Origin of the sequence: Sulfitobacter sp. M85, from assembly GCF_029285915.1 — a bacterium.
Classification (GTDB): Bacteria; Pseudomonadota; Alphaproteobacteria; order Rhodobacterales; family Rhodobacteraceae; genus Sulfitobacter; species Sulfitobacter faviae.
This window is the reverse complement of sequence record NZ_JABECQ010000005.1, coordinates 58501-72859: the sequence shown is the minus strand read 5'-3', so window position 1 is coordinate 72859 and position 14359 is coordinate 58501. Positions and strand designations below refer to the sequence as shown.

General features: G+C 62.7%; 16 protein-coding genes. 5 read left to right on the top strand and 11 right to left on the bottom strand.

Annotation, left to right across the window (positions count from 1 at the left end; all coding sequences use genetic code 11):
- Positions 1–2: 2 nt before the first annotated feature.
- Positions 3–1565 (bottom strand): glutamine-hydrolyzing GMP synthase, encoded by a 1563-nt coding sequence (gene guaA / locus HKX24_RS11070; RefSeq protein WP_271693642.1) that lies wholly within the window; start codon positions 1563–1565, stop codon positions 3–5.
- Positions 1566–1764: 199 nt separating this feature from the next.
- Here guaA and HKX24_RS11065 point away from each other — a divergent pair, with 199 nt between their 5' ends.
- The gene (locus HKX24_RS11065) at positions 1765–3303 is read left to right on the top strand and encodes a trimethylamine methyltransferase family protein (protein ID WP_271693643.1); all 1539 of its coding nucleotides are present in this window, start codon (positions 1765–1767) and stop codon (positions 3301–3303) included.
- A 35-nt stretch (positions 3304–3338) separates the two neighbouring features.
- Here HKX24_RS11065 and HKX24_RS11060 read toward each other — a convergent pair whose 3' ends face one another.
- Positions 3339–3635 (bottom strand): DUF6477 family protein, encoded by a 297-nt coding sequence (locus tag HKX24_RS11060; RefSeq protein ID WP_271687411.1) that lies wholly within the window; start codon positions 3633–3635, stop codon positions 3339–3341.
- Positions 3636–3913: 278 nt separating this feature from the next.
- On the opposite strand from HKX24_RS11060, the gene HKX24_RS11055 reads away from it, so the two are divergent.
- Entirely contained in the window at positions 3914–5002 is a 1089-nt protein-coding gene (locus HKX24_RS11055; protein ID WP_271693811.1) for a DUF6456 domain-containing protein, read from the top strand.
- 55 nt (positions 5003–5057) lie between these two features.
- Here the strand turns inward: HKX24_RS11055 and HKX24_RS11050 are convergent, their stop codons facing one another.
- Positions 5058–6554 (bottom strand): catalase, encoded by a 1497-nt coding sequence (locus HKX24_RS11050; RefSeq protein WP_209218870.1) that lies wholly within the window; start codon positions 6552–6554, stop codon positions 5058–5060.
- A 95-nt stretch (positions 6555–6649) separates the two neighbouring features.
- Between HKX24_RS11050 and HKX24_RS11045 the strand changes: the two genes are divergently transcribed.
- Entirely contained in the window at positions 6650–7567 is a 918-nt protein-coding gene (locus HKX24_RS11045) for a hydrogen peroxide-inducible genes activator (RefSeq protein ID WP_209218869.1), read from the top strand.
- Positions 7568–7635: 68 nt separating this feature from the next.
- Here the strand turns inward: HKX24_RS11045 and HKX24_RS11040 are convergent, their stop codons facing one another.
- Positions 7636–8184 (bottom strand): peroxiredoxin, encoded by a 549-nt coding sequence (locus HKX24_RS11040; RefSeq protein WP_067266850.1) that lies wholly within the window; start codon positions 8182–8184, stop codon positions 7636–7638.
- Between the two features lie 242 nt (positions 8185–8426).
- Between HKX24_RS11040 and lipA the strand changes: the two genes are divergently transcribed.
- Positions 8427–9380 carry a lipoyl synthase gene (gene lipA, locus HKX24_RS11035; protein ID WP_271687409.1) on the top strand — a complete coding sequence of 318 codons (954 nt, stop codon included), beginning with the start codon at positions 8427–8429 and terminating at the stop codon, positions 9378–9380.
- 21 nt (positions 9381–9401) lie between these two features.
- Here lipA and HKX24_RS11030 read toward each other — a convergent pair whose 3' ends face one another.
- From HKX24_RS11030 to hpt, 4 genes are all read right to left on the bottom strand, one after another.
- The gene (locus HKX24_RS11030) at positions 9402–10289 is read right to left on the bottom strand and encodes a cytochrome c (protein WP_271693644.1); all 888 of its coding nucleotides are present in this window, start codon (positions 10287–10289) and stop codon (positions 9402–9404) included.
- Positions 10290–10292: 3 nt separating this feature from the next.
- Entirely contained in the window at positions 10293–10772 is a 480-nt protein-coding gene (locus HKX24_RS11025; RefSeq protein WP_271693645.1) for a cytochrome c, read from the bottom strand.
- A gap of 92 nt (positions 10773–10864) precedes the next feature.
- Positions 10865–11041, bottom strand: coding sequence for a hypothetical protein (locus tag HKX24_RS11020; RefSeq protein WP_271693876.1), 177 nt, complete (start codon positions 11039–11041; stop codon positions 10865–10867).
- The gene (gene hpt, locus HKX24_RS11015) at positions 11038–11574 is read right to left on the bottom strand and encodes a hypoxanthine phosphoribosyltransferase (RefSeq protein WP_276154012.1); all 537 of its coding nucleotides are present in this window, start codon (positions 11572–11574) and stop codon (positions 11038–11040) included. The genes HKX24_RS11020 and hpt overlap by 4 nt, the downstream gene beginning before the upstream one ends.
- A 69-nt stretch (positions 11575–11643) precedes the next feature.
- Here hpt and HKX24_RS11010 point away from each other — a divergent pair, with 69 nt between their 5' ends.
- Positions 11644–12096, top strand: coding sequence for a type II toxin-antitoxin system RatA family toxin (locus tag HKX24_RS11010; protein ID WP_168613460.1), 453 nt, complete (start codon positions 11644–11646; stop codon positions 12094–12096).
- Here the strand turns inward: HKX24_RS11010 and HKX24_RS11005 are convergent.
- Genes HKX24_RS11005 through HKX24_RS10995 form a run of 3 tightly spaced genes read right to left on the bottom strand, consistent with a single transcriptional unit; the run spans position 12093 to position 14185 of the window.
- Positions 12093–12566 (bottom strand): CinA family protein, encoded by a 474-nt coding sequence (locus tag HKX24_RS11005; RefSeq protein ID WP_271693648.1) that lies wholly within the window; start codon positions 12564–12566, stop codon positions 12093–12095. The two genes, HKX24_RS11010 and HKX24_RS11005, sit on opposite strands and share 4 nt — an antisense overlap.
- A complete protein-coding gene (locus HKX24_RS11000) occupies positions 12567–13058 on the bottom strand; it encodes a phosphatidylglycerophosphatase A (RefSeq protein ID WP_271693649.1) in 492 nt (163 codons plus the stop codon).
- Positions 13055–14185, bottom strand: coding sequence for a bifunctional 2-C-methyl-D-erythritol 4-phosphate cytidylyltransferase/2-C-methyl-D-erythritol 2,4-cyclodiphosphate synthase (locus HKX24_RS10995; RefSeq protein ID WP_271693650.1), 1131 nt, complete (start codon positions 14183–14185; stop codon positions 13055–13057). The genes HKX24_RS11000 and HKX24_RS10995 overlap by 4 nt, the downstream gene beginning before the upstream one ends.
- Between the last annotated feature and the right edge of the window lie 174 nt (positions 14186–14359).

The following is a 14359-nucleotide window of genomic DNA, read 5'->3' as shown; positions in this document are numbered from 1 at the left end:
TTTTATTCCCACTCGATGGTGCCCGGAGGTTTCGAGGTGATGTCATAGGTCACGCGGTTGATGCCCGGCACCTCGTTGATGATCCGCGTGGCGGTTTCACCAAGGAAGTCATGGGTGAACGGGTAGTAGTCCGCTGTCATCCCGTCGACCGAGGTCACCGCGCGCAAGGCGCAGGCGAAGTCATAGGTGCGGCCATCGCCCATCACGCCCACGGTACGCACCGGCAGGATCGCCACGAAGGCTTGCCAGATATCGTCATAGAGGCCGTGACGGCGGATTTGGTCGATATAGACCGCATCGGCTTCGCGCAGGATGTCGAGCTTCTCGCGGGTGATCTCACCAGGACAGCGGATCGCAAGACCCGGCCCGGGGAAGGGGTGGCGACCGATGAAGGAGGGCGGCAGGCCCAGCTCACGGCCCAACTCGCGCACCTCGTCTTTGAAAAGCTCCCGCAGCGGCTCGACCAGTTTGAGGCCCATCTTCTCGGGGAGCCCGCCAACGTTGTGGTGGCTCTTGATGGTGACCGAGGGGCCACCGGAGAAGCTAACGCTCTCGATCACGTCCGGGTAGAGCGTGCCCTGGGCGAGGAAGGTGGCATCGCCCACTTCCTTGGCGTGTTTCTGGAACACGTCGATGAAGAGCTTGCCGATGATCTTGCGCTTGGTCTCGGGGTCCGAGACGCCGTCCAGCTCGCCCAAGAACAGCTCCTGCTCGTCGGCGTGGATCAGCGGCATGTTGTAGTGGTCGCGGAACATGGTGACGACCTCTTCGGCCTCACCCTTGCGCAGCAGACCGTGGTCAACGAAGACGCAAGTTAGCTGGTCGCCGATGGCCTCATGGATCAGCACGGCGGCCACGGAACTGTCGACGCCACCTGAAAGGCCGCAGATCACCTTTTGGTCGCCGACCTGCTCGCGGATCGCGGCAATGGCTTCTTCACGATAGGCGCTCATGGTCCAGTCGCCCTTGAAGCCCGCCAGACGCACGAAGTTCTCGTAAAGACGCGGGCCGTTGGGGGTGTGATGCACCTCGGGGTGGAACTGCACCGCGTAGAAGTGTCGCTCCACATCCGCGGTGATGGCGAAAGGCGCGTTGGGGGAGGTGCCATAGACCTCGAACCCCGGGGCGATTTTGCTGACGTGGTCACCATGGCTCATCCAGACCTGTTCGCGGTCGGTGGCGAACCAGCCTTCGAGCAGATCAAGCTGTTGGCCCGTGGGGGTGACAAAGGCCCGCCCGAACTCAGCGGTGCCATGGCCGCGCTCCACATGGCCGCCAAGGCAGTGCATCATCACCTGCTGGCCATAGCAGATGCCAAGGATCGGCACGCCCAGTTCAAAAACAGCCTGCGGCGGACGCGGCGCGCCTTCGGCAAACACCGAGGACGGGCCACCCGACAGGATCACCGCCTTAGGCGCGAATTCCTTGAGGAAGGCTTCGTCCACCGTGTTGAACGGGTGGATTTCGCAAAAGACATTCAGCTCCCGCAGGCGACGCGCGATAAGCTGCGTGACCTGGCTGCCGAAGTCGATGATGAGAAGGCGGTCATGGGTGATATCTGTCATGGGGCTGTGATTAGGCCCGTGCGCACGCTCTGGCAAGTCTCTAGCAGGCCGAAGACTGGTGCCGCCCGCGTTTAATTCGCGCAAGTGGCGCGACGGCGGCACGCGATGTCGCTTTTTGCCGCTAGGGGGCGTTATCCGCGCGAAGCCCCTGCCGGGAATGGGGTAGTGACGGGCCAAGACTTGCGGGAAGGATAGAGCAATGGCGGAATCAGCACGACGGGCACGCGGCGGTGGTGGTGCGGCAAGACGCGCGGCACGCACAGCCGTCTCTTTCGAGACAGCGCGCTATATCGAACGGAATATCCCGAACTTCGAAGTGCTGACCGAAGAGGCGCTGGAGATCATCGAACAGAACGCCGATGCGGTGCTGGAAGAGATCGGCGTGAACTTCCCCGACAACCCCGAGGCATTGGCGCTTTGGCGTGAGGCCGGGGCCGATGTTCAGGGAGAGCGGGTGCGTATCCCACGGGGGCTGGCACGCAAGCTTTGTTCCACCGCGCCTTCGACGATTACCCAAGTGGCACGCAACCGAGATCGGGATGTGGTAATCGGGGGGAGGAACCTTGTGCTCGCCCCCGTCTATGGCCCGCCCTTCGTGCGCGATGCCGCAGGGGGGCGGCGCTATGCCACGATGGCTGATTTCGAGAAGTTCGTGAAGCTGGGCTATATGTCCAAGTGGCTGCATCACTCGGGGGGGACGGTATGCGAGCCGACGGACATCCCGGTGAACAAACGCCACCTCGATATGCTGCATGCCCATATGACGCTGAGCGACAAACCCTTCATGGGATCGGTGACCGAACCCAGCCGGGCGCAGGATTCCGTCGATATGTGCGGTATTCTGTTCGGTAAGGACTTCGTGCAGGAAAACACGGTGATGACCTCGCTCATCAATATCAACTCGCCGATGACGTTTGACGATGTGATGATGGGCGCGCTCAAGGTCTATGCCGAGAACAATCAGGCCTGCATCATCTCGCCCTTCATCGTAGGCGGTGCCATGGCCCCGGTGAGCGTGGCGGGCACGCTGACACAGGTCTTGGCTGAGACGCTGGCGGGCATCGCCTATAGCCAACTGGTCCGCCCCGGGACGCCGGTGATCATGGGGGCTTTCGTCACCTCCATCGACATGAACTCGGGCGCGCCCACATTCGGCACACCCGAGGCTGCGCATATCACCTATGGCGCTGGGCAACTGGCCCGCCGGCTCAACCTTCCGTACCGCAGCGCTGGGTCTTTCACCGGCTCGAAACTGCCTGATGCGCAGGCGGCTTATGAGACCTCGAACAGCCTGAACATTGGGCTGCTTTCGGGGGTGAACTTCATGCTGCACGCCTGTGGCTGGTTGGAAGGGGGCCTTGTTTCCTCTTTCGAGAAGTTCGTCATGGATGCGGATCAACTGGGCACGTTGCATCACCTTGCCCGTGGGGTGGAGATCGACGTGAACGCGCAGGCCATGGACGCGATCCGCGAAGTGGGGCCGGGGGGGCATTACCTTGGCTGCGCCCATACGCAGAGCAATTTCCGCGATGCCTTTTGGAAGTCGGATCTGTTGGACTACAAACCCTTCGAGACTTGGTCGGACGAGGGCGCCCGCGACACGCAGAGCCTTGCCACCGCGCGGGTCGAAAAGATGCTGGCCGACTATCAGCAGCCTGCGCTGGATCCAGCCATTCGCGAAGCGCTCGATGGCTTTGTCGCGACCCGTAAGGCGGCGGAACCCGATAGCTTTAGCTAAAGCTTTGCGGCGGGGGCGATCCCCCGCATCGGAGATCAGGCGCTGGGCATCATAGCGGCCTTCAGGAACCGTGCCTCGCCAACCATGGCAATAAGAACATCTACATGGCGGATCAGGCTATAGCTTGCATCCGCCGTCTTGCGCTGGGTGTCCAACGCGGCCTCGATCTCGATCAGTTTGATCAGCGCGGTGCCGTGGCGTGGCAATATGCCAAAGCCCAGTATCCGTGGCAGATGGGTGCCGCGGCGGTAGTCTTCGGCCCCGATGCGGGCGGCCCGCATCAGCAGGCGCGGGCGGTGAAGTTTTTGCAACATGGTCAGTAGATCTTGCATCACACTCTCCAATTTCAGGGGGTGAATCACCCCGGATCGGCGAAGTGTTGCACAACCTTTCCGGGTGTTGCGTGTTGCGGGTTCCCGGCGCACGGCGCCTTTCGATGGCGTTTACCTTTTGGAAACAATCATTGCCAAATGCGACGATTTTAACGAACGGGTAACCAAAACATCCATAGGTTGTGAATAACTCTGGGGATAACTCACCCAGCTTGGGGACCCGCCAAAATGGAAGTGGCAGTCAATTGAAGGCGCATCACCAAATTCAACAGTCCGTCCTGCCGGGATGGGTGCCGCACGGAGCCCTGCATTACCTCGCACATACGGAGACCGGCGCCCCGATCCGGGCCTTGGCACGCCAAGCAGGCTGTCATGCCTCGACCATCATGCGCCAAATCCGCCGTATCGAGACACGGCGCGACGATCCGCTGGTGGATGCCGCCCTGCGCAGGCTCGGGGCGGTGCGGCGTGCCTTGGATTGTACTGCTGGCCCCCCAGCAGGAAAGACAGCGACAATGACCAAACCCGCCGCCCCCCTTCTTGACGAAGACACTTTCGCCGCCGAGGCGCTGCGCGTCCTGCGGCGCCTGCATGAGGCAGGCGCGATCCTTGCCGTGGCCGAAGGGATGGAAAAGGCCGTCGTCCTGCGCGAGACGGACACCGGCCCCGGCGCGCGCACTGCCGTGGTGGACAGCGCCGTGGCGCAGGCGATGGCATTGAAAGATTGGATCGCGCCGGGCAGCACAGGCCGGGTGACACGCTATCATATCACCAGCGCGGGGCGCGCGGCGCTGCGGCGGATGCTCGAAGAGCAGGGCGCGGCCGTAGACGGCTTTGCCGAAGATCAGGCCGCCTTTTTGGGCGGGTCCGATGCGCCCGCCGCAGACCTGAGCGCAGATGAAGATACGGCCCCGCGCCGTGGCCGCTATTGCTTGTCAGAAAGCCCGCTTTCGACCCTCGCAAGGCGGCGCGACAAATCCGGCGCGCCCTTCTTGAACGAGGGGCTGGTCCATGCGGGCGAAAGGCTGCGCGAAGATTTCGAACTGGCGCAGATGGGCGGTGAGGTTACGCAGAATTGGGACCATTTCCTGACCCCCGGCGCAAAGCCTAGCGGCGGGCGAGATGGGGCAGGCGCCATGGCCGCGGCGGAGGCGCGCAAGAGGGTGGCCTATGCCATGGCCGACCTCGGCCCCGGCCTGTCGGACGTGGTGCTGCGCTGTTGCTGCTATCTGGAGGGGTTGGAGACCACCGAGAAGCGGCTCGGTTGGTCCGCGCGTTCGGGCAAGATCGTGCTTCGGATCGCACTCATGCGGCTGAAACGGCATTACGATGAAACCGTGGGGCCGGGCGGCCCGATGATCGGGTAAATGCGGGTCGGGTAAAGAAGGGGCGGTAGGATGATAATCCTGCCGCCCCGGTTGTTTAGTCTGCGACCTTTACCGGTGTCTCATCTGTGACCGAGATCGCGACTTCGTCTTTCTCGCAAGCGGCACGCACACCGGCGGCATAGTCGGGGTGCACTTTCTCAAGCACCGCATACCAGCGTTCTTTCACCGATTGCGAACAGGGCGCCATGGCACCGGCCATGTTCTCGTGCAGACGGTCACGCTGCGCCTGATCGAACACTTCGGTATAGAGCTTGCGCGGCTGGACGTAATCGGCATCCGCCTCTTCCTGCACATAGCGGTCCGCATCGCCCGAGATGCGCAGCGGTGGTTCTTGCACCGATGGATCGGGACGGGCCGAGCCTTCGTATTGGTTCGGCTCGTAATAGGCATCCGGGTGGCCGGTCTGCTGCGGGAAGAACCGCATCGCGCCGTCCTTGTGGTAGTGATGCATCGGCGCGGCCTTGGGCGCGTTCACGGGCAGGGCCTCGTAATGCGTGCCAAGACGGTAGCGGTGCGCATCCGCATAGGAGAATACCCGCGCCTGCAACATCTTATCGGGCGAGAAGCCGATGCCGGGGATTTTGTTCGACGGCGAATAGGCAGCGTTCTCAATGCTCTGGAAGTAGTTGTCAGGGTTGCGGTTGAACTCCAACATGCCAACGGGGATCAGCGGGTAATCCGCATGCGGCCAAACCTTGGTCAGGTCGAAGGGGTTGAAGCCGCAGGTCTCGGCCTCTTCCTCGGGCATGACTTGGATGTTCAGCTCCCATTTCGGGTAGTCGCCGCCTTCGATCGCGTTAAAGAGATCCTCTTGGAAGTTCTCACGGGTGGACCCGATCAGCTTTTCCGCATCCTCATTGGTGCGGTTGCGGATTTCCTGCTGGCAGCGGAAGTGGAACTTCACCCAGTGACGCTCGCCCTTGGCGTTCCACATCGAATAGGTGTGGCTGCCGTAGCCGTGCATATGCATCGGGTTCACCGGAATGCCGCGGTCGGACATCAGGATGGTGACCTGGTGCACGCATTCGGGCTGCGCCGCCCAGAAGTCGAACATCGCCTCGGGCGAGCGCAGGTTGGTGCGCGGGTGGCGTTTCTGGGTGCGAATGAAATCCGGGAATTTATAGGCATCGCGTACAAAGAAGATCGGTGTGTTGTTGCCCACAACGTCCCAGTTGCCCTCTTCGGTGTAGAATTTCACCGAGAAGCCGCGCACGTCACGCTCACTGTCGGCGGCGCCAAGCTCCCCCGCCACGGTGGACCAGCGCGAGATGATCTCGCAGGTCTTGCCCACTTCGGAGAAGATCGCAGCACAGCTATATTGGCTGATGTCATGGGTGACGGTGAAGGTGCCCTCGGCACCCCAGCCCTTGGCGTGCACGGCACGCTCAGGAATGCGCTCGCGGTTCTGATGAGCGAGCTTCTCGATCAATTGGTAGTCGTCCAGCAGGACCGGGCCACGGGCGCCCGCGGTCTTGCTGGTGTCGTTTGTCGGCATCGGTGCGCCGGCGGTGGTGGTGAGACGCTTGCTCATCTTGGGTTCCCCTCGGTTACTGTCTGACAGCAAGATGATCGATTCCGCCCATAATTTCCAATTGCAGTTTTGTAAAATTGCGATAGGTAAAAGTTATGAACTTTACCCTGAAACAACTCGAATACTTTCGCGCGCTGGCGACCTTGGGCAACTTCGGGCGGGCGGCGGAGGCGAGCAATATCTCCCAGCCCGCGCTTTCGGTGCAGATCCGCACTTTGGAGGAAACGCTCGGCGGGCGGCTGATCGAACGGCAGAGCCGCGCTTCGGTGCTCACGCCCTTGGGCCGCGAGGTGCTGACCCGTGCCGAGGATATCCTGCGCCGCGCCAAGCTGTTGGAGGCCACGGCGCGGGAGCAGGTGGGGCTGGCGGGCACGTTGAATCTCGGTCTAATCCCGACCGTGGCGCCCTATCTGTTGCCCGGCGTGCTGGCCGCGTTGCGGGCGCAGGATATCTCGCTTCGAGTCGAGGTACGCGAGGCGCAGACGGATCAATTGCTGGCCGATCTGCGCGCCGGGGCGCTGGATGCGGCGGTGATGGCGGTGCCCTCGGGCGAAACGGGCCTGGCCGAGGTGCCGCTTTTCGAGGATCGGTTTCTGCTGGCCGGGTCCGCCGACCGGATGGCGGGGGCGGATGTCGCCCGCCCGACCGATTTGGCCCGCACGCCGCTGATGCTGTTGGAGGATGGTCATTGCCTCACCGATCAGGCGCTGGAGGTTTGCCAGCGCGACCGCACGCAGGCGGGCATTCACACCGGGGCGTCCTCCCTCGCCACGCTGTCGCGGCTGGTGGAGGCGGGGTTTGGCATGACCCTGATGCCCGAAATCGCCGCCAAGACCGAGCTTGATGCCGCGCCGGGCCTACGCCTGCACCGTTTCGGCGCGCCGGAACCTGCGCGGCAAATCGGGCTCGTCCGCCGGGCGGGCACGCCGGGCAGCGGTTGGGCGGCGCAACTGGCCGAGACGCTGAAGGAAGTGGGGGAGGGGCTGACCGGAGAGCTTCGCGCGAAATACTAGGCATGGGCGGGGCCGCGGGGTCAAAGGGACCGGGCCAAATGGCCCGATCCGGTCACATGAAAGGGCGCTTAGGCCGCTTCGGTTTGCTTCTGGTTCTCAAGGTATTCCAGCAGGGTCTCAGGGCTGGAAACGCCGTAGGGGTCTTCGTCGTGGTTGTCACGGATGCCGGGCTCTTCGAACCATGCTTCGATCTGACCATCGTTGATGATGGCCGCATAGCGCCAACTGCGCGGGCCGAAGCCAAGGTTGTCTTTGGCGACCAACATGCCCATGCGGCGGGTGAATTCGCCCGAACCGTCAGGGATCACGTCGATGTTCTGGACGCCCTGCATCTCTTTCCACTTGTTCATGACAAAGCTGTCGTTGACCGACAGGCAATAGATCGCGTCGATGCCATGCTCTTGGAAAGCGGCGAAATTGTTCTCGAACCCGGGCAGCTGGTAGGTGCTGCAGGTCGGGGTGAAGGCACCGGGGAGGGAGAACAGCACAACGCGCTTGCCTTTGAAGAAATCATCGCTGGTCTTGTCTTCCCAGCGGAAGGGGTTGGACCCTTCGATGCTTTCGTCGCGCACGCGCGTCTTGAAGGTGACGTTGGGGACATTGATACCGGGTTTCATCGCGTCTCTCTTTCTCGGATTGGAATCTTTGTGGCTTGGTAGCCCATATAGGAAGCCTCGGCAACTCTCGCAATGCTGCAACTGCATTGTAATTTTTCAGTTACATATCAACGTTCTAAATCAACGGTCTAGGGCGATGCCGCCTGTGCATGGCGGCCTTGTCGCGGGGGCGTATGCAGTAGGTGGCCATCGGGTCAAGGACTGTGATAAACAGGCCGCGACACAATGATCAGAGGCCCCCGATGCGCGATCTGAAGATACCCGAACAGCGCCACCCCGAAAAGGCGCGCAAGCCCGACAACGCCCAGCCGAAAAAACCGAGTTGGATCAGGGTCAAAGCGCCCGGCGGCAAAGGCTATGCCGAAACAGCGCGGATCATGCGCGACAACAAGCTGACTACGGTCTGCGAAGAGGCGGGCTGCCCCAATGTCGGGGAATGCTGGTCTCAGGGTCACGCCACGATGATGATCATGGGCGAGGTTTGCACCCGCGCCTGTACCTTCTGCAACATCGCCACCGGCAAGCCGCCCGAAGCGTTGGATGTGTTCGAGCCGGGGCGCGTGGCCGATGCGGTCGCCAAACTGGGGCTGAACCATGTGGTCATCACGAGCGTCGACCGTGACGATATCGAAGACGGCGGGGCGGAGCATTTCGCCCAGACCATCCGCGCCGTGCGTCACCGCAGCCCCGATACGACGATCGAAATCCTGACGCCGGATTTCATCCGCTGCGGCCCCGAAGCCCTTGAAAAGGTTGTCGAAGCGCGCCCCGATGTGTTCAATCACAACCTCGAAACCGTGCCGGGCCTTTACCCCGAAGTGCGCCCCGGCGCGCGTTACTTCCACTCCCTCCGCCTGCTTCAGCGGGTCAAGGAGTTGGACCCATCGATGTTTACCAAATCGGGCATCATGGTGGGCTTGGGCGAAGATCGCCAAGCGGTCATTCAGGTCATGGAAGACATGCGCGCTGCCGACATCGATTTCCTGACCATCGGTCAATATCTACAGCCGACGCCCAAGCACCACGCGCTGGACCGGTTCGTCACCCCCGAAGAGTTCACCTCTTACGAAAAGGCGGCCTACGGCAAGGGCTTCCTCATGGTCTCGGCCACGCCGCTGACCCGGTCAAGCTATCACGCGGGTGACGATTTCGCGCGTCTGCGCGAGGCGCGGAACCGCAAACTGGGTATCGCCTGATCGAAAAAGGCGCGCCCGGCGTTAACCGCCGGGCAGGGCCTTAAGGTAGGCTGCAATCGCTTCGCGGTCGCTTTCGGGTAGCTGGGCGAGGTTGCTGACCACCTCGGCCATCTCACCGCCCGCGCTGTCGTATTCCGGCGTGAAGCCGGAGGTGAAATAGGCCACGAGATCGGGTTTGGACCAATCAAGCTGATCCGGTGTGATGCCGGGAATACGCCCCTTGCCCGAAGGGTTCGGCGCGCCGGTCAGCCAAGCGCCCCGGTCGAGCGCGCCCAAGGCATTGCGCGGGGTGTGGCATTCGCCGCAATGGGCAAGCCCTTCGACCAGATAGCGCCCGCGTTCGACCTCAGCATCGGGCGCGTCGGCCATCACGAAATCATCATGTGAAGACAGCGCCTTCCATGCGCCAAGCCCGCGGCGGATGTTGAAGGGGAATCCCACCTCATGCGGCAGGCTCGGCGTATCCGAGGCGGGCAGGGTCTGCATATAGGCAAAGAGGTCCACCACATCCTGCGGGGCGAGGTGTTGATAGGCCGTGTATGGAAAGGCAGGGTAATAATGCTGCCCCTCGGGCGAGACGCCCCGCGTCACGGCACGGGCGAACTCCGGCAGGGTCCAGTCACCGATGCCCTGTCCGGGATCGGGGGAGATATTGGGCGCGTGGAAGGTGCCGAAATCACTGGCGAAGGGCAGCCCCCCGGCCAGCACCAGCCTCTCATCTTCTTCACTTTCGGGCGCGGCGTGGCAGGAAACGCAGCCGCCGGCGGCAAAGACCAACGCGCCCGCCTCCGGGTCCGGTGTCAGCCCGGCACCATAGGATGGCTCAAGCGGATCGGGCCGGGTGAGCGCCCAGCCAAGGGCCGCGCCGAGAGCGGCACAGCCCAGCAGTATAGGAATGACCCGTCGCAAGGATCAGTTCTTGGGGCCGCGGTAATCGTCATGGCAAGCGCCGCAAGCCTTGCCGATTGCGCCCATGCCCGCCCTCAGCGCATCCAGATCGGTGCCCGCGGCCTCGATCATATCCGCGCTGGCGGTTTCCAGCGCCATCAGCGCTTCGTTGAACCCTTCGGGATCGCTCCAGATTTCGGCCTTGGCGCGGGAACCTTCGACAGCGCCTTGCTCGGTCCCTTCGAGCCAGAGGGTGCCCGGCGCGAAACCGGCGGCGGCGTTCAGATTGGTCGCGGCAGCGGTGGCCGTCTCGGCGTTATACTCCGTCTCGCCCTTGGCCATGCCGCCCAGAATGCCGGTATGATAGGCAATCAGTTGCATCTGCGCGTGGCGCGCGTTCACCGCCGCACTGGCGGCTTTCTCACTATGGCTGGCGGCGAAGCCTGCGGTGGCAATCAGAGCGGCGCTGATACCAATGGCGGTAATGCTTTTGGTCAAATGCATGGTCATCTCCCTTTTCTTGCCGCAGCGTAACATGGCAAGGGCAGGTCGCAAAAAACAAAAATGTGATCAGCGGGATAAGGCTGCGGGCAGGGTCAGAACCGGCGGGGGATACGCTCTGCTGCGGCCCAGTCAGGCCAATAGCCCAGCCATTCGACAAGCCCCACGGCCAAAGCCGCCGCGATGATCGCGAAGACCACGATCACCCGTTTGCCCGAAGGTGGATGGCGCGCCCATTGGGACATGCGCAGCAGCCACCGCGGGTCCATCACGTAAAGCGGACCGTCCCGATGAAGGGCAGGTTGCGGTTGCGTTGGGCAAAGTCGATGCCATAGCCCACAACGAATTCATCGGGAATTTCAAAGCCGGTCCAATCCGCCTTCAGGTCGACCTCACGCCGGGTGGGTTTGTCGAGCAGGGCGATGGACTTCAACCGCGCAGGCTCACGCGAGCGCAGCAGGTTGGTGACATGATGCAGCGTGTGGCCAGTATCGACGATATCTTCGACGACCAGCACGTCGCGCCCTTCGATGGCACCGCGCAAGTCTTTGAGGATACGTACCTCTCGGCTGCTCTCCATGCCGTCGCCATAGCTGGAGGCTTCGAGGAAATCGACTTCGATCGGCAGGTCCAACTCGCGCACCAGATCGGCGATGAAGACGAAAGAGCCGCGCAGCAGGCCGACCACGACCAATTTATCGGTGCCGTTGAATTCACCGTGAATCTCACGGCAAAGATCTTCGATCCGCGCCGCGATGGCCTTGGCCGAGATCATTTCGTCGATGACATAAGGCCCGTGTGCCATGGTTTTGCCCTTGAATCTGCGGGGTTGAGACGTGAAATAGGGGGTTAACCCGCAACGCTACGGAACGCAATGCCTACGCACTCAGAGACCCGCCAACTGCCCTATAGCGCGCAACAGATGTATGATCTTGTCGCCGATGTGGGCCGCTACCCTGAATTCCTGCCTTGGACCGCCGCCGCGCGCATCCGCAGCGACGAGGACCGCGGCGATCATCGGGTGATGGACGCCGATCTGGTCATCTCGTTCAAAGTCTTTCGGGAGCGGTTCACCAGCCGCGTCGTGCTGTGGCCCGAGGCCAAGAAGATCGACACGGAATACCTCGACGGACCCTTCAAGTATATGAAATCAAACTGGCATTTCGAGGATAATCTCGAAGGCTGTCAGGTGCATTTCTTCGTCGATTTCGAATTCCGCAACGCCATCCTGCAAAAGGTCATCGGCGTGGTTTTCAACGAGGCGATGCAACGCATCGTGCGCGCCTTTGAGAACCGCGCGAAAGAGCTTTACGGTCCCAAGGGTTAAAGCGCCGCGTAGCCTCGCAGCAAAAGGCCGAGCGCATGGTCGCGGGCGGCCAAGCGCACGGCATCACGGCCCTGCGCGCCGAACTCCACCGTTTCGGTCTGAACCCCGGCTGCCGTGGCAAGGCCGAAACAGACGCGGCCCTCGGGCTTGTGCTCTGACCCGCCGGGGCCTGCGATGCCGGTGATCGAGACGGCGATCCGCGCCTCGGACCGCGCCAAAGCGCCCGCCGCCATTTCTTCGGCGACCTGCTCAGACACCGCGCCCCATTGTGTCAGCGTCTCCTCCGACACGCCCAGCATCGCCATCTTCGCCGCATTGGTGTAGGTGACGAAACCCCGGTCCAGCAGCGCCGATGACCCCGGCAGATCGGTAAGCGCGGCGGCGAGCATGCCGCCGGTGCAGCTTTCCGCACAGGCGACCATCGCGCCGGTTTCGCGGGCCTTTTCCAACAGTTGCGCGGCAAGGCTCATTTACAGCACCCCGTGATAAAGTGCGGCCAGCGCCATGACGCCGAGCGCTGCGAAAACCCCGGCAAAGATATCGTCGAGCATCACCCCCCAAGGCCCGCCCAAACGGTCGGCCCAGCCGATGATCAGCGGTTTGGTGATGTCGAACAGCCGGAACAGCGCGAAGGCGGCGATCCAACCGGGCCACATGGCAAGGATCGGGATTTGCATCGACCAAGCGGCATAGGACAGCGGCAAAAGCGCGATCCACTGGCCGACCAATTCGTCGACCACCACCTCTCCGGGGTCATGATCCGGCCCGCCCGCCGTATAGCGTCCGGTGGCCCACCAGCCCAAGGGAATGGCCACCAAAAGCCCGATCACCAGCAGCGGAAAGCCCCCCAACACATGCAAAAGCCAGGCATAGGGCAGGGCGATGAGCGACCCCCAAGTGCCCGGCGCGGGGCGGATATGACCAACGCCCAGAAGCGTCGCGATCAGATGTGCTGCACTCATGATTTCACCAATGTTGCCGTGGCCATACAGGCGATCCCTTCGCCCCGCCCGGTAAAGCCAAGGCGCTCGCTCGTGGTGGCTTTGACCGAAACGCGGTCCAATTCGATGCCCAGCATCTCGGCGATAGAGGCGCGCATGGGCTGCACATGGGGGCCTATCTTGGGCGTCTCGCAGATCAGGGTGCAATCGACATGGGTGAGGGTGAACCCCATATCACGGGCCATCTGCGCGGCATGGCGCAGGAAGATATCACTGCGCGCGCCTTTCCACTGCGGATCGCTCGGCGGGAAATGCTGGCCGATGTCGCCGCGCGCGAGCGCGCCGTAGATAGCGTCGGTCACCGTGTGCAGCGCCACATCGGCGTCGGAATGGCCAACCAGCCCGTGGGAATGTGGGATGTCGATCCCACAGAGGGTCACATGATCTCCGGGGCCGAAAGCGTGCACGTCAAATCCATTGCCGGTGCGAATGTCCATGCGGGTCTCCAATATGCGGGCGGCACGGGCAAAATCCTCGGGCCGGGTGATTTTCAGGTTATCGGCGCTGCCTTGGGTGATGGCAACGGTCAGGCCAGCGGCGCGGGCGACTTCGACATCATCCGCCGCTTGGCCGTCATAAGACGCATGCGCCGCACGGATCGCGGCGAGGTCAAAGCCCTGCGGTGTCTGCGCGGCGAAAAGGGCGCTGCGGTCTTGGGTGCCGGTGACGCGGCCTTCGTGCCCCTGCCAAAGCGCGTCACTCACCGGCAGCCCCGGCGCAGCGGCTTCATGTTGGTTAAGCGCGTCGATCACGCCTAAGATGATCTGAGCCGAAACACAGGGCCGCGCGGCGTCATGGATCAGCACCTTCGTCGCCTGCCGGATCGCCGCAAGCCCACGTTGAACCGAGGCCGCGCGGTCCGCCCCGCCGGTGGTCACGGTGATGCCGTCCGCCGTGAATGCCGCTGCCTGATCCATGTCGTCCGCGTTCAGCACCAACACGATCTCGGTGATCTGGGGCAGGGTGCGAAAGGCGGCGATCGTGTGGTCGATCACCCGCGCCCCCGCCAGCGCCTGCCATTGCTTCGGCTGCGGACCGCCGGCGCGGCTGCCGCGCCCTGCGGCAACGATCAGAGCTGCGATACTCATTTGTGCAATCCGGAAAAGCTGGCGAACATGGCCCTGTCTAGGCAATGCGGCGGCGGGGTGCAATCTGGGGTGGCTGCCTAAAAAATGGGCAGTGCCTTGGCGCATAGCTGCTTTTCAGGGTAGTTTTATTGAGGTCACCCCGTGGCAGAGCTACACAGCAAGGGACCGCACAAG